Below are 14830 nucleotides of genomic sequence, written 5' to 3'. Positions count from 1 at the left end.
GGTTTTCCGGGAGGAGAGCAGGATGAGTGACGCGTCGGCGAATGCCCGGCAGCCGCAGGAGTTCGAAAGAGTTCTTGCAGGCAGCGACACATCGGTTGCCAATTTCGATGGCGAAAACCGCTCCACGTTGGAAAAGGCGCAGCAGTTCCTGCATTCCAACCCCGCTGCGGTGCCGCTGATCGTGCTTGTTGTGTCGATTGCGGCCTTCGGGGTGATCATCGGCGGAAAATTCTTCTCCGCCTTCTCAATGACGCTCATTTTGCAGCAGGTGGCCATCGTCGGCATTGTCGGTGCGGCGCAGACGCTGGTCATCCTCACTGCCGGCATCGATCTGTCGGTGGGCGCCATAATGGTGCTGTCTTCGGTGGTGATGGGGCAGTTCACCTTCCGCTACGGGCTCCCGCCGTCGCTCGCCATTCTGTGCGGTTTCGGGGTCGGTGCAATCTGCGGGTGGATCAACGGCGCGCTGGTGGCGCATATGCGGCTGCCGCCATTCATCGTCACGCTCGGCATGTGGCAGATCGTTCTGGCCACCAACTTCCTCTATTCGGCGAACGAGACAATCCGCTCGCAGGATATCGAGGAGCAGGCGCCGATCCTGCAATTCTTCGGCAATACGTTCCGCATAGGCGGCGCGGTGTTCACCTACGGCGTCATCGCAATGGTGCTGTTGGTCGCCATCCTCTGGTATGTGCTCAACCATACCGCCTGGGGCCGCCACGTCTATGCGATCGGCGACGACCCGTCCGCGGCTGAGCTTTCTGGCGTGCGGGTCAGCCGGACGCTTGTTTCGGTCTATGTGCTGGCTGGCCTGATCTGCGCGCTTGCGGGCTGGGCACTGATCGGCCGCATCGGCTCGGTATCGCCCACGGCGGGCCAATTCGCCAATATCGAATCCATCACTGCCGTGGTGATCGGCGGCATATCGCTGTTCGGCGGGCGCGGCTCCATCCTCGGCATGCTCTTCGGGGCGCTGATCGTCGGCGTCTTTTCGCTGGGCCTGCGCCTCATCGGCACGGACCCCCAATGGACCTACCTGTTGATCGGAGCGCTGATCATCGTCGCCGTCGCAATCGACCAGTGGATCAGAAAGGTTGCAGGCTGATGGCACAGGAACCGATCCTCACTGCACGCGGTCTGGTGAAGCGGTATGGCCGCGTCACCGCGCTCAACAATGCCGACTTCGACCTCTATCCGGGTGAGATCCTGGCTGTGATCGGCGACAACGGCGCCGGCAAATCCACTCTGATCAAGGCGATATCGGGCGCCATCACTCCCGACGAGGGAGAGATCCGACTGGAAGGCAAGCCGGTGAACTTCAAGTCGCCGATGGAGGCGCGCGATGCCGGCATTGAAACCGTCTACCAGAACCTGGCCCTGTCGCCGGCGCTTTCGATCGCCGACAACATGTTCCTCGGCCGCGAGATCCGCAAACCCGGCCTGCTCGGAAAGTGGCTCCGCATGCTCGACCGGCCGGCCATGGAAAAGCGCGCTCGCGACAAGCTGAGCGAGCTCGGCCTGATGACCATCCAGAACATCGGCCAGGCGGTGGAAACGCTGTCGGGCGGCCAGCGGCAGGGTGTGGCCGTGGCGCGCGCTGCCGCCTTCGGCTCCAAGGTCGTGATCATGGATGAGCCTACGGCGGCGCTCGGCGTGAAGGAGTCGCGCCGCGTGCTCGAACTGATCCTCGACGTGAAGCGCCGAGGCCTGCCGATCGTGCTCATCTCGCACAACATGCCGCATGTCTTCGAGGTAGCCGACCGCATCCATGTGCATCGGCTCGGACGGCGGCTCTGCGTGATCGACCCGAAGGAATACACGATGTCGGACGCCGTCGCCTTCATGACCGGGGCGAAGGCGCCACCGGAGGAAGCCATGGCGGCGTGAATTTGAGCGCTCCTCGGTCGATTGAAAATCCGGGTGGATTGGGTAAGTTGTCGGGCGGGAGGATGCTTGGCCTTGCCGCGAGGACGGCTACCGACAGCGCTCGAGAGGCGACATGAAGCTTGCATCCGAATCCGGACTTCCATCGCAGAATTCGCAGACATCCGATATCGAGGCGCTGGCCGCCGAAATCCTCCAGGCCCTGAAATACAGGGTCGGCAAGGACGCGACCGTCGCCACGCAATATGACTGGCTGACCGCCGCGATCCTGGTCGTGCGCGACCGCATCATCGACCATTGGGTGAAGTCGACCAAGAAGGCCTACGAGCAGAGCGCCAAGCGCGTCTATTACCTCTCGCTGGAGTTCCTCATCGGCCGGCTGACGCGCGATGCCTTCTCCAATCTCGGCATGATGGAGGACATGCGCTCGGCACTTGGCTCGCTCGGTGTCGAGCTGGACGTGATCGCAACGCTGGAACCTGACGCCGCTCTAGGCAATGGCGGTCTGGGCCGGCTCGCCGCGTGTTTCATGGAAAGCATGGCGACAGTCGACGTGCCCGCGCATGGCTACGGCATACGCTACGCCAACGGCATGTTCCGGCAAGAAATCTCCGACGGCTGGCAGGTGGAACTGCCCGAAACCTGGCTCGACCACGGCAATCCTTGGGAGTTCGAGCGCCGCGAGCGCTCCTTCGAAGTGGGTTTTGGCGGCACGGTCGAACAGATCGCCGCAAAGGACGGGCGCCTGGAGCGGCATGTCTGGCGCCCGCAGGAGCGGGTGCTGGCCGTGGCCTATGACACGCCGGTGGTGGGCTGGCGTGGCAATCGCGTCAACACGCTGAGGCTCTGGGCCGGCATGCCTATGGACCCCATCCTGCTCGACGCGTTCAATGCCGGCGACCACATAGGCGCGCTGCGCGAAAGCAACAAGGCCGATGCGCTGTCGCGCGTGCTCTATCCGGCCGATTCCAGCCCCGCCGGGCAGGAACTGCGGTTGCGGCAGGAATATTTCTTCTCGACCGCCTCGCTGCAGGACATCATCCAGCGCCATCTTAGCCAGTATGGAGAGCTGCATTCGCTGCCCGAGAAGGCCGCGATCCATCTCAACGACACCCACCCTTCCGTCGCCGTGGCCGAGCTGATGCGGCTTCTGATGGACGTGCATGGCATCGATTTCGACACCGCCTGGGGCATCACCAAGGGCACCTTCGCCTACACCAACCACACGCTGTTGCCCGAGGCGCTGGAAAGCTGGCCGGTGCCGCTGTTCGAGCGGCTTTTGCCGCGCCATATGCAGATCGTCTACGCGATCAATGCGCAGCTTCTGCACGAGGCGCGCGCGACCGGGCTTTTCGACGGCGAGCAGATCGCCCGCATTTCGCTGATAGAGGAAAATGGCGAGCGGCGCGTGCGTATGGGCAATCTTGCCTTTGCCGGCTCGCATTCCGTCAACGGCGTGTCGGCGCTGCATACCGAGCTGATGAAGGAGACGGTGTTTGCCGACCTGCATCGGCTCTATCCGCCGCGCATCAACAACAAGACCAACGGCATCACGCAGCGCCGCTGGCTGTTCCAGTGCAATGCGGGGCTGACAGGGCTGATCCGCGAGGCGATCGGCGACAGCTTTCTCGACGACATCGAGGCGCTGACGGAGCTCGATGCCCTTGCAGGTGATGCCGCCTTCCGCGAAAAATTCGCCGCGGTGAAGCGCGCCAACAAGGAGCGCCTGGCTGCCGTGGTTTCACAGCGCCAGGGGATAAGGCTTGATCCGTCGGCGCTGTTCGACATCCAGATCAAGCGCATCCATGAATACAAGCGCCAGCTGCTCAACATCATCGAGGCGGTGGCGCTCTACGATCAGATCCGTTCGCATCCCGAGCGCGATTGGATGCCGCGAGTAAAGTTCCTCGGCGGCAAGGCCGCGCCCAGCTATCACAACGCCAAGCTGATCATCAAACTCGCCAACGATGTCGCCAGGGTCATCAACCGTGATCCGGCTGTACGTGGCCTGCTGAAAGTGGTCTTCGCGCCGAACTACAATGTCAGCCTCGCCGAGCTGATGATGCCGGCGGCCGACCTTTCCGAGCAGATTTCGACGGCCGGCATGGAGGCGTCGGGCACCGGCAACATGAAGTTCGCGCTGAACGGGGCGCTGACCATCGGCACGCTGGACGGCGCCAATGTCGAAATCCGCGAGCATGTGGGTGACGAAAACATCTTCATCTTCGGCCTGACGGCGCAGGAAGTGGCCGAACGCCGCAATGGTGGCTACGCGCCGCGCGCCGTGATCGAGGCTTCGCCGGAACTGTCGCAGGCGCTGGCGGCGATCTCCTCGGGTGTGTTCTCGCCTGACGATCCGAACCGCTATCGCGACCTGATCTCCGGCCTGTACGACCACGACTGGTTCATGGTCGCGGCCGACTTCGACGCCTATGCGGCCATGCAGCGGCAGGTCGATGCCGTGTGGGGCGACAGCCCGGACTGGAACGCTAGAGCAATCCGCAATGTCGCGCGCATGGGCTGGTTTTCGTCGGATCGCACTATTCGCCAATACGCCCGCGAAATTTGGAACGTGCCGGCATGATTTACGATTGCAAGAAAAGGCCGATGGAGTAGCGTTAAAGTTGAAGGGGAGGGACGCGGGGATATGAGGGGGGCGCGTGCCGGGATCGCAATGACGGAATTGCCGGGGGCAGCCACGGCCGCCGATGTCATAGCGATTGTCGCCGGCACCCATGACGATCCCTTCGCCGTACTCGGTGTCCAGCAGGCCGAGAAGGCATTCGTGGCCCGCTGCTTCGTACCCCATGCAGAGTTCGTCACCGCCTTCACGCTTGCGGGCAAGGAGGCGGGGGAACTTACCCGACGCGACGAAGCGGGCTTCTTCGAAGGCAGGTTGTCGATCCGCAAGCGCCAGCCGCTGAAATACCGCGCCCGCAATGCCAGCGGCGAGTGGTGGCTGACCGACCCCTATTCCTTCGGGCCGGTGCTCGGGCCGATGGACGATTACTTCATCGCCGAAGGCTCGCATCTGAGGCTTTTCGACAAGCTCGGCGCGCATCTTATCCAGCATGAAGGTTCGGAGGGCGTGCATTTCGCCGTCTGGGCGCCCAATGCGCGGCGTGTGTCTGTGGTCGGCGATTTTAATGAATGGGACGGCCGCCGCCACGCCATGCGCCGCAGGCAGGATATCGGCGTGTGGGAGATTTTTGTCCCGGATATCGGCGCAGGCCGCGCCTATAAATTCGAGATCGTCGGTCCGGATGGCGAGACGCGGCCGCTGAAGGCGGACCCGTTTGCCTTCCGCTCCGAGCTTCGCCCCGCTACGGCTTCAGTGACAAATGCGCCGCTGTCGCATCACTGGGGCGACCAGAAGCATTGCGATTTCTGGAGCAAGGCGGACGCGCGACGCCAGCCGATCTCGATCTACGAGGTTCATGCGGGCTCCTGGCAACGACGTGAGGATGGCTCGCTCCTGTCATGGGACGAACTCGCCGACCGGCTGATCCCCTACGTGGTCGGAATGGGCTTCACCCATATCGAGTTCATGCCGATCATGGAGCATCCCTACGACCCGTCATGGGGCTACCAGACCACGGGCCTCTACGCGCCCACCGCGCGCTTCGGCGAGCCGGAAGGTTTTGCGCGTTTCGTGGACGGCGCTCATCGCGCAGGTATCGGCGTTATTCTCGATTGGGTGCCGGCGCATTTCCCGGTCGATGCACACGGGCTCGAGCATTTCGACGGCACCGCGCTCTATGAGCATGCCGACCCGCGAAAGGGCTTTCACCCCGACTGGAACACGGCGATCTACAATTTCGGCCGCCGCGAGGTTGTGTCTTATCTCGTCAACAACGCCCTCTTCTGGGCCGAGAAATACCATCTCGACGGGCTGCGCGTGGATGCGGTGGCCTCGATGCTCTACCTCGACTATTCGCGCAAGGAGGGTGAATGGATCCCCAACGAGAAGGGCGGGCGCGAGAACCTGGAGGCTGTCAGCTTCCTCCAGCAGATGAACAAAGAGGTCTACGGCCGCAATCCCGGCGTGATGACGATCGCCGAGGAATCCACCTCCTGGCCGAAGGTGTCGCAGCCTGTCCATGAGGGGGGCTTAGGCTTCGGCTTCAAGTGGAACATGGGTTTTATGAACGACACGCTCGCCTATCTGGCGCGTGAGCCTGTCCATCGCAAACACCATCACGAGGACATCACCTTCGGGCTGGTCTATGCCTTCAGCGAGAATTTTGTCCTGCCGCTATCGCATGACGAAGTGGTGCACGGCAAAGGCACGCTGCTCCACAAGATGGCCGGCGACGACTGGCAGAAATTCGCGACGTTGCGTGCCTACTACGCCTTCATGTGGGGCTATCCGGGCAAGAAGCTCCTGTTCATGGGGCAGGAATTCGCCCAACGCAGCGAATGGAGCGAGGCGCGCGCACTCGACTGGCAGCTTCTGGAATACACACCGCACCGTGGCGTGCAGCAACTGATCCGCGACCTCAATCAGGTCTACCGCTCGCGGCCGGCGCTGCATGCGCGCGATTGCGAGCCGGACGGCTTTTCGTGGGCAGTCGTCGACGATCGCCAGAACTCCGTCTACGCCTGGCTACGCAAGGCGCCGGGTGAAGCGCCGGTCGCCGTCATCTCCAATTTCACGCCGGTTCCGCGCGAGGACTACCGGGTGCCGCTGCCCCAGGCCGGCCGGTGGCGCGAAATCGTCAATACCGACGCGTCGGACTATGGCGGGTCGGGCAAGGGGAATGGTGGGTTGGTGGAGGCTGTGGCGGGTGCCGATGGGGACATCCACGCCGGGCTGCTTCTGCCGCCGCTGGCCACCATAATGCTGGAATTCGTTCGGGAAGGGTGACTTGGGAGGGTTACGATGGACACGACGAAAAGACCGCAGCCACTGGCGCGCGATGCCATGGCCTATGTGCTCGCGGGGGGCAGGGGCAGCCGGCTGAAGGAACTGACCGATCGCAGGGCCAAACCCGCGGTCTATTTCGGCGGCAAGACGCGCATCATCGACTTCGCGCTTTCCAACGCGCTCAATTCCGGCATTCGCCGCCTCGGCGTCGCTACCCAGTACAAGGCCCACTCGCTGATCCGGCACCTGCAGCGCGGTTGGAACTTTTTGCGCCCCGAGCGAAACGAAAGTTTTGATGTGCTGCCGGCCAGCCAGCGCGTTTCCGAGACGCAGTGGTATGAAGGCACAGCCGACGCGGTCTACCAGAACATCGATATCATCGAGTCCTACGGACCGGAATTCATGGTCATCCTGGCCGGTGACCATATCTACAAGATGGACTACGAGTTGATGCTGCGCCAGCACGTAGACGCCAAGGCGGACGTGACCGTGGGATGCCTGGAGGTGCCGCGCGCCGAGGCGACGGGCTTCGGCGTCATGCATGTCGACGACAGCGATACCATCATCTCCTTCATCGAGAAGCCGGCCGACCCGCCCGGCATGCCCGACAAGCCCGATTTCGCGCTGGCCTCGATGGGCATCTATGTGTTCCGCACGAAATTCCTGCTGGAGCAACTGCGGCGCGACGCGGCCGACCACAGTTCGAGCCGCGATTTCGGCAAGGATATCATTCCCCACATCGTCAAGAACGGTAAGGCGGTGGCGCACCGCTTCGCCAAATCCTGCGTGCGCTCGACCGCGGAATCTGGGCCATACTGGCGGGACGTCGGCACCATCGACGCCTATTGGGAAGCCAATATCGACCTGACCGACGTGACCCCGGAGCTCGACCTCTACGATCGTGACTGGCCGATCTGGACCTATGCCGAACTGAAGCCGCCGGCAAAGTTCGTGCATGACGAGGACGGCCGCCGCGGCTCGGCGGTGTCCTCGCTGATAGCGGGCGACTGCATCGTGTCAGGTGCTGGGCTGAAGCGCAGCCTCGTCTTCACCGGTGCGCGCATCAATTCCTATTCCTCCCTGGAGGAGGTGGTGATGCTGCCGGACTGCGTGGTGGGCCGCAATGCCCACCTCAAACGGGCGATCGTCGACCACGGCGTGCAGATCCCGGAAGGCCTCGTCGTGGGCGAAGACCCGGAGCTGGACGCGAAGCGTTTCAGGGTGTCTGAAAAAGGCATTTGCCTGATCACGCAGGACATGATCGACAGGCTGAGTAATTAGGAATCATCAATGCGGGTGCTTTCCGTCACGCCGGAGATTTTTCCACTGGTGAAAACCGGCGGGCTTGCCGACGTGGCGGGCGCGCTGCCGCTCGCGCTGGCCGGGCAGGGCGTTTCCATGCGCTCGCTGGTGCCCGGCTATCCGGCGGTGATGGCGGCGTTCAACAAGAAGAAGCCGCTGCTCGCCTACCCCGACCTGCAGGGTGGCAAGGCGGCGGTCTATGCCGCCGAGACTGCCGGCCTCGACCTTCTGGTGCTCGATGCGCCGCATCTGTTCGACCGCGTCGGCGGGCCCTATGGCGATCCCACCGGCGCCGACTGGCCGGACAATGCGCGGCGCTTTGCGGCGCTGGGTATGGTCGGTGCCGATCTGGCCGGCGGCAGGCTGGCCGGCTATGCGCCCGACATCGTCCATGCGCATGACTGGCAGGCGGCGATGACGCTGGCCTATATGCGCTATGGCCGCGCGCCTTCGGTGCCCTCGGTCATGACCGTGCACAATCTGGCGTTCCAGGGTAGTTTTCCGGCCGGCATCTTTCCGCAGCTCGGCCTGCCCGACAGCGCCATGACGCTCGACGGCGTCGAATATTATGGCGGCGTCGGCTTTTTGAAGGCGGGCCTGCAGGCGGCATCCGCCATCACGACCGTCAGCCCGACCTATGCGCAGGAAATCCGCACCCCGGCCTTCGGCATAGGGCTCGACGGACTTATCAATCTGCGCGCCGGCGATCTGCACGGCATCGTCAACGGCATCGATGTCGAGATCTGGAACCCGGAGACGGACGGGCATCTGGCCGCGACCTATTCGGCAAAGACGCTGAAGGCGCGGGCGGCCAACAATCGGGCAGTGGAGGAGCGCTTCAATCTCGAACGCGATGCCGGCCCCATCTTCTGCGTGGTCAGTCGCCTGACCTGGCAAAAGGGCATGGACGTATTGATCTCCATCCTCGACCAGATCGTCGCCAGCGGCGGCAGGCTGGCCGTGCTCGGCTCGGGCGACCAGGGACTGGAGGGCGCGTTGCTGGCCGCAGCTGCGCGCCATCGCGGTCGCGTCGGCGTCGTCATCGGCTATGACGAGGCGCTGTCGCATCTCATGCAGGGCGGCTGCGACGCCATCCTGGTGCCGTCCCGCTTTGAACCGTGCGGGCTGACCCAGCTTTATGGCCTGCGCTATGGCTGCGTGCCGATCGTGGCGCGAACCGGAGGGCTCGCCGACACCGTGATCGACGCCAATGAAGCCGCGCTTTCGGCGGGGGTGGCTACCGGTTTCCAGTTCACGCCCGAAAGCGGCGATGCCTTGCTGCACGCGGTTAGGCGCGCGTTGAAAGCCTATTCCGACCCCGCCGTTTGGCAGTCGTTGCAGCTTCAGGGCATGAAAGCCGATGTTTCGTGGGATCGAAGCGCGGCCAGATACGTTGAACTCTATAATTCACTGATTTCAAAACAGACGGCCGACCAATGAATATGACAATTGCCACCAGACCGTTCGACGACCAGAAGCCGGGTACTTCAGGCCTGCGCAAGAAGGTGCCGGAATTCCAGCAGCCGCACTATGTGGAGAACTTCGTCCAGTCGATCTTCGACGCCCTCGAGGGTTATCAGGGCAAGACGCTGGTGCTGGGCGGCGATGGCCGCTACTTCAACCGCGAGGTCGTGCAAAAAGTGATCGCCATGGCCGCCGCCAATGGTTTTGGCCGGGTGATCGTGGGGCAGGGCGGCATCCTGTCCACGCCGGCCGCGTCGAACGTCATCCGCAAATACAAGGCCTTCGGCGGCATCATCCTCTCGGCCAGCCACAATCCGGGCGGCCCGCATGGCGACTTCGGCATCAAGTACAATATCGAGAATGGCGGCCCCGCGCCGGAGAAGATCACCGACGCGATCTATCAGCGCAGCAAGGCGATCTCGCGCTACCTGATCGCCGACATTCGGCCCGTCGACATCGACAAGATCGGCAAGGTCGATGTGGCCGGCATGACCGTGGAGGTCATCGATTCCGTTGCCGACTATGCCGAGCTGATGGAAAGCCTGTTCGATTTCGACGCGATCAGGAAACTGTTCAAATCGGGCTTCAGCATGCGCTTCGACGCAATGCATGCCGTGACCGGGCCCTATGCCAAGGAGATTTTGGAAAATCGCCTCGGCGCACCGGACCACACGGCGCGCAACTACCACCCGCTGCCTGATTTCGGCGGGCACCACCCAGATCCCAATCTCGTCCATGCCAAGCACCTCTACGATGCGATGATGGCGCCTGACGCGCCGGACTTCGGCGCGGCTTCCGACGGCGATGGCGACCGCAACCTGATCATCGGGCGCGGCATCTTTATCACTCCCTCGGATTCACTGGCGATGCTGGCGGCGAACGCGCATCTGGCGCCGGGCTACAAGGCCGGGCTGAAGGGCATTGCCCGCTCCATGCCCACCAGCGGTGCGGCTGACCATGTCGCGGCCAGGCTGGGCATCGGCATCTATGAGACGCCGACCGGCTGGAAGTTCTTCGGCAACCTGCTGGACGCTGACATGGCGACCATCTGCGGGGAGGAAAGTGCGGGCACCGGCTCCAATCATGTGCGCGAGAAGGACGGGCTGTGGGCCGTGCTTCTGTGGCTCAACATCCTGGCCGTGCGCAGGGAGAGCGTGAAGGAGATCGCCGAACAGCATTGGGCGACCTTTGGTCGAAACTACTATTCGCGGCACGACTACGAGGAGGTCGAGGCCGATCGCGCCAACCGCATGATGGACGATCTGCGCGCCAGGCTGCCGAGTCTTGCCGGCACGATCGTGAACGGCATGAAGATCGAGAAGGCGGACGATTTCTCCTACCACGATCCCGTCGATGGCTCGACGAGCCAGCATCAGGGCATCCGGATACTGTTCGAGGGCGGCTCTCGCGTGGTGCTCCGTCTTTCCGGCACTGGTACCTCCGGCGCCACCGTGCGGCTCTATGTCGAGCGCTACGAGCCCGATCTGTCGAAGCACGGGATGGACACGCAGGTCGCGCTGGCTGACCTGATCGTGGCCGCGGACGACATTGCCGGCATCCACATCCACACCGGCCGCAACAAGCCGAGCGTCATCACCTGAGCGGGTCGTCGGTTCCGACTTATCCGCCTCGCTTCGGCGCCAAGCTTGGCGCCGATGGCGTCCGCTTTTCCGTCTGGTCCAGCGCGGCCAGCCGGCTCTGGGTCTCGATCTTCGATACGCAGGGCGAGCGCGAGCTGGGACGCATCGCCCTCGAACCACGGGGCGAGGGCGTTCATTCGGCCTTCGTGCCCGGCCTCACGGCGGGCGCGCGCTATGGCTTTCGTGCCGACGGCGACTACGCGCCCGAGCGTGGCCTGTGGTTCGATCCCGACAAGCTGTTAGTCGACCCTTACGCGCTCGCCATCGACCGCCCTTGCATCTATGACCCGCGGCTGACGGCAAGGCGCGGCGAGGGCGGTGACACTGCGCCGCTGATGCCCAAGGCGGTTGTGACGGAACTGCCCGCGCCACTCACGCCGCAACCGCCGCTGTTCAGGCCCGGCGGGCTGATCTACGAGGTGCCGGTGCGCGCTTTCACGCGTCTGCATCCGGATATTCCCGAGGCGCAGCGCGGTACGATCGGGGCGCTGGCGCATCCGGCCATCATCGAGCATTTGAAGAAGATCGGCGTTTCGGCCGTGGAACTGATGCCGATCACCGCCTGGATCGACGAGCGGCATCTGCCGCCGCTTGGGCTAACCAATGCCTGGGGCTACAACCCGGTCACATTCATGGCGCTGGATCCGCGCCTGGCGCCGGGCGGCATCGTTGAATTGCGGGAAACGCTGGCAGCTCTGCGCGCAGAGGGTATAGGTGTGATCCTTGATCTCGTTTTCAACCATACCGGCGAGAGTGACGAGCTTGGTCCGACGCTGTCGCTACGCGGGCTGGATGCGCGCGCATATTATCGCCACGAGGAGGATGGCCGGCTGGTCAATGACACCGGCACCGGCAACACGCTGGCTTGCGATCATCCCGTCGTGCAGGAAATGATCCTCGACGCGCTTCGCCATTTCGTGCGCTACGCCGGTGTCGACGGCTTCCGCTTCGACCTCGCGACCGTGCTTGGCCGAACCGCATCGGGCTTTGATGCCAATGCGCCCTTGCTTGCGGCCATGCGGACGGATCCGGACCTTGCCGACAGGGTGATGATAGCCGAGCCCTGGGACATCGGGCCGGGCGGCTATCGGCTGGGAGGGTTCCGGCCGCCCTTTCTGGAATGGAACGACCGCTACCGCGACGACATTCGCCGCTTTTGGCGCAGCGATGGCGGGGTAGGTGCGCTGGCGACGCGGCTCGCCGGTTCGTCGGATGTCTTTGTCGGCACTACCCAGACCCGAAGCGTCAATTTCATCGCCGCGCATGACGGCATGACGCTGGCCGATCTCGTCTCTTACGAGTGCAAGCACAACGGCGCCAATGGCGAGGACAATCGCGACGGCCACGACGAGAATTTGTCCTGGAACAACGGCGTGGAGGGACAAACCGCTGATCCAGAGGTGACGGAACGCCGGGCGCGCGACCTGCGCGCACTGCTGTCGGCGCTATTTGCCTCGCGCGGCACGATCATGCTGACCGCTGGCGACGAGTTCGGGCGCACCCAGCGCGGCAACAACAACGCCTATGCGCAGGACAACGAGATCACCTGGCTCGATTGGAGCAACAGGGATCTTGCGCTCGAAGAGCATGTCGCGGCGCTTGCGGAACTGCGCATAGGCGTGCCGGCGCTTTCGGCAATTGAGTTTCTGACCGCCCGGCCGCTTCCTGATCGCGATGTGCCGGATGTGGAGTGGTTTTCGGAGGCGGGAACGCCGCTTGAGGCAGCGGATTGGGAGAATCCTGAGCGTCGGCGTCTGACGATGCTTCTTGACGCTGGTGACGATAGTGGCTCGCGGCTCGCGATCCTTTTCAATGCCGATCGCCGCGCTACGGTGTTCGCACTGCCGTCGCACAGCGGGTTTATATGGAACGCGTCGCTGCCGGTCGACACAACTGCAGTGGAAGGTGGCTTGCTTGTGCCCGGCCGCTCGGTTGTATTTGCACGGGAAAGCGCGGTCGAAGGAGAGCGGTAATGATCGAGGCGAGTGATGCCAACTGGTGGCGCGGCTGCGTCATCTATCAGGTCTATCCGCGCTCGTTTCAGGACACCACTGGCGACGGCAGCGGCGACCTTAGGGGCGTCACGAAGCACATGGCCTATATCGCTTCGCTCGGCGTCGATGCGATCTGGCTTTCGCCCTTCTTCAAGTCGCCCATGGCCGACATGGGCTACGACGTGTCGGACTATTGCGCCGTCGATCCGATGTTCGGCACCATCGAGGATTTCGACGAACTTGTGACCGAGGCGCACCGGCATGGGTTGAAAATCATTATCGACCAAGTGCTGTCGCATTCGTCCGGCCGCCATCCCTGGTTCATCGAAAGCCGTGCGAGCCGCGACAACCCCAAGGCTGACTGGTACGTCTGGGCCGATCCCAAGCCCGACGGCACGGCGCCCAACAACTGGCTGTCGATCTTTGGTGGGCCGGCCTGGGAATGGGACTCGACGCGCCGGCAATACTATCTGCACAACTTCCTCGCCTCGCAGCCGGACCTCAATTTTCACAATTCGGAGGTGCAGGCGGCGCTGCTCGACACGGTGCGCTTTTGGCTTGATCGCGGTGTCGATGGTTTCCGGCTCGATACGGTGAATTTTTACGTCCACGACCGGCTGCTGCGCGACAATCCGCCAATGCCGCCGGGCGCTGCCAACGACGTTCCCGACACCAATCCCTATGGCTACCAGAACCACCTCTACGACAAGACCCAGCCGGAAAACCTGGAGTTCCTGAAGCGGTTTCGCAGCCTGCTCGATGAGTATGACGCCCGCGCCGCGGTGGGTGAGGTGGGCGACGGCACGCGCTCGCTTCAGACGGTCGCCGCCTATACCAGCGGCGGCGACAAGCTGCAGATGAGCTACACTTTCGACCTGCTGAGCCCGGAGTTTTCAGCAGCGCATGTGAGGAAAAGCGTCCTCGCTTTCGAGCAGGCAGTGAAGGACGGCTGGGTTTGCTGGGCCTTTTCCAACCACGATGTGGTGCGCCATGTCTCGCGCTGGGCAAAACCGGGCGAGGACACGGATGCGATCGCGAAGTTCGCCATATCGCTGCTCGCCTGCCTGCGCGGCTCGATCTGTCTCTATCAGGGCGAGGAGCTTGGGCTGACCGAGGCCGAGATCGCCTTCGAGGATCTGCGCGATCCCTATGGCATCCGCTTCTGGCCGGGCTTCAAGGGGCGAGACGGTTGCCGCACGCCGATGGTGTGGGAGGCCGGTGCGAGGAACGCCGGTTTTACAACTGGCAAGCCGTGGCTGCCGGTGCCGGCGGAGCACCTGTCCCATGCGGTCGATGTCGAGGAAGCCGATCCGGCGTCCGTGCTGTGGCGTTATCGAGCCGTGCTGGAATTCAGGCGGAAGCACCCCGCACTGATCGACGGTTCGATAGAATTCCTGGACGCGGAAGACGATGTTCTCGCCTTCCTGCGCCGATCCGATGGCGAGACGCTGCTTTGCCTTTTCAACTTTGCCGATACGCTGGCGCATTGGCCTCTGCCATCGGAGTTCAGGCGCGTGGAGACTGCCGACATGCCCGGCAGTGAGCCTGTGGTGATCGACGAAGACACGATTGCACTTCCTGCGCTGACGGCTTTTGTCGGCAGGCTGGCTTAGTCCCAGTTACTGCACCAATGTAACCCAAGGTTGCTTAGACGGTATTGGCAAAGGAGACCTTCGTGC

9 protein-coding genes are annotated in these 14830 nt (G+C 63.3%); all 9 read left to right on the top strand.

The window, feature by feature from the left end:
• Positions 1-22 precede the first annotated feature (22 nt).
• The 9 genes from M2281_RS03535 (at position 23) to M2281_RS03495 (ending at position 14764) form a co-directional block, all read left to right on the top strand.
• A complete protein-coding gene (locus tag M2281_RS03535) occupies positions 23-1105 on the top strand; it encodes an ABC transporter permease (protein ID WP_280819715.1) in 1083 nt (360 codons plus the stop codon).
• Positions 1105-1887 carry an ATP-binding cassette domain-containing protein gene (locus tag M2281_RS03530; protein WP_280819714.1) on the top strand — a complete coding sequence of 261 codons (783 nt, stop codon included), beginning with the start codon at positions 1105-1107 and terminating at the stop codon, positions 1885-1887. The genes M2281_RS03535 and M2281_RS03530 overlap by 1 nt, the downstream gene beginning before the upstream one ends.
• Positions 1888-1999: 112 nt before the next feature.
• Positions 2000-4468, top strand: coding sequence for a glycogen/starch/alpha-glucan phosphorylase (locus tag M2281_RS03525; protein WP_280819713.1), 2469 nt, complete (start codon positions 2000-2002; stop codon positions 4466-4468).
• A gap of 90 nt (positions 4469-4558) precedes the next feature.
• Positions 4559-6751 carry a 1,4-alpha-glucan branching protein GlgB gene (gene glgB / locus M2281_RS03520; protein ID WP_425537660.1) on the top strand — a complete coding sequence of 731 codons (2193 nt, stop codon included), beginning with the start codon at positions 4559-4561 and terminating at the stop codon, positions 6749-6751.
• Positions 6752-6766: 15 nt separating this feature from the next.
• On the top strand, positions 6767-8032 hold the full coding sequence (glgC, locus tag M2281_RS03515) for a glucose-1-phosphate adenylyltransferase (RefSeq protein WP_280819709.1): 1266 nt from the start codon (positions 6767-6769) through the stop codon (positions 8030-8032).
• 9 nt (positions 8033-8041) lie between these two features.
• On the top strand, positions 8042-9493 hold the full coding sequence (gene glgA, locus M2281_RS03510; protein ID WP_280819707.1) for a glycogen synthase GlgA: 1452 nt from the start codon (positions 8042-8044) through the stop codon (positions 9491-9493).
• Positions 9490-11118 (top strand): alpha-D-glucose phosphate-specific phosphoglucomutase, encoded by a 1629-nt coding sequence (locus M2281_RS03505; protein WP_280819706.1) that lies wholly within the window; start codon positions 9490-9492, stop codon positions 11116-11118. The genes glgA and M2281_RS03505 overlap by 4 nt, the downstream gene beginning before the upstream one ends.
• Positions 11115-13130: a glycogen debranching protein GlgX gene (glgX, locus tag M2281_RS03500; protein WP_280821098.1), complete on the top strand. Its 2016-nt coding sequence runs from the start codon at positions 11115-11117 to the stop codon at positions 13128-13130. Before M2281_RS03505 ends, glgX begins: the two co-directional genes overlap by 4 nt.
• Positions 13130-14764: an alpha-glucosidase family protein gene (locus tag M2281_RS03495; protein WP_280819705.1), complete on the top strand. Its 1635-nt coding sequence runs from the start codon at positions 13130-13132 to the stop codon at positions 14762-14764. Before glgX ends, M2281_RS03495 begins: the two co-directional genes overlap by 1 nt.
• Positions 14765-14830: the final 66 nt, after the last annotated feature.

The organism is Pseudaminobacter soli (ex Li et al. 2025) (assembly GCF_029892515.1).
GTDB lineage: Bacteria > Pseudomonadota > Alphaproteobacteria > Rhizobiales > Rhizobiaceae > Pseudaminobacter > Pseudaminobacter soli_A.
Note: the sequence above shows the minus strand (reverse complement) of the source record. Positions and strands in the feature narration are given on the sequence as shown.

What these genes read in the sequence shown, in the direction of transcription:
- M2281_RS03535 (WP_280819715.1), top strand. Translation starts at nt 23, where the DNA reads ATGAGTGACGCGTCGGCGAATGCCCGGCAGCCGCAGGAGTTCGAAAGA.
- M2281_RS03530 (WP_280819714.1), top strand. Translation starts at nt 1,105, where the DNA reads ATGGCACAGGAACCGATCCTCACTGCACGCGGTCTGGTGAAGCGGTAT.
- M2281_RS03525 (WP_280819713.1), top strand. Translation starts at nt 2,000, where the DNA reads ATGAAGCTTGCATCCGAATCCGGACTTCCATCGCAGAATTCGCAGACA.
- glgB (WP_425537660.1), top strand. Translation starts at nt 4,559, where the DNA reads ATGACGGAATTGCCGGGGGCAGCCACGGCCGCCGATGTCATAGCGATT.
- glgC (WP_280819709.1), top strand. Translation starts at nt 6,767, where the DNA reads ATGGACACGACGAAAAGACCGCAGCCACTGGCGCGCGATGCCATGGCC.
- glgA (WP_280819707.1), top strand. Translation starts at nt 8,042, where the DNA reads ATGCGGGTGCTTTCCGTCACGCCGGAGATTTTTCCACTGGTGAAAACC.
- M2281_RS03505 (WP_280819706.1), top strand. Translation starts at nt 9,490, where the DNA reads ATGAATATGACAATTGCCACCAGACCGTTCGACGACCAGAAGCCGGGT.
- M2281_RS03495 (WP_280819705.1), top strand. Translation starts at nt 13,130, where the DNA reads ATGATCGAGGCGAGTGATGCCAACTGGTGGCGCGGCTGCGTCATCTAT.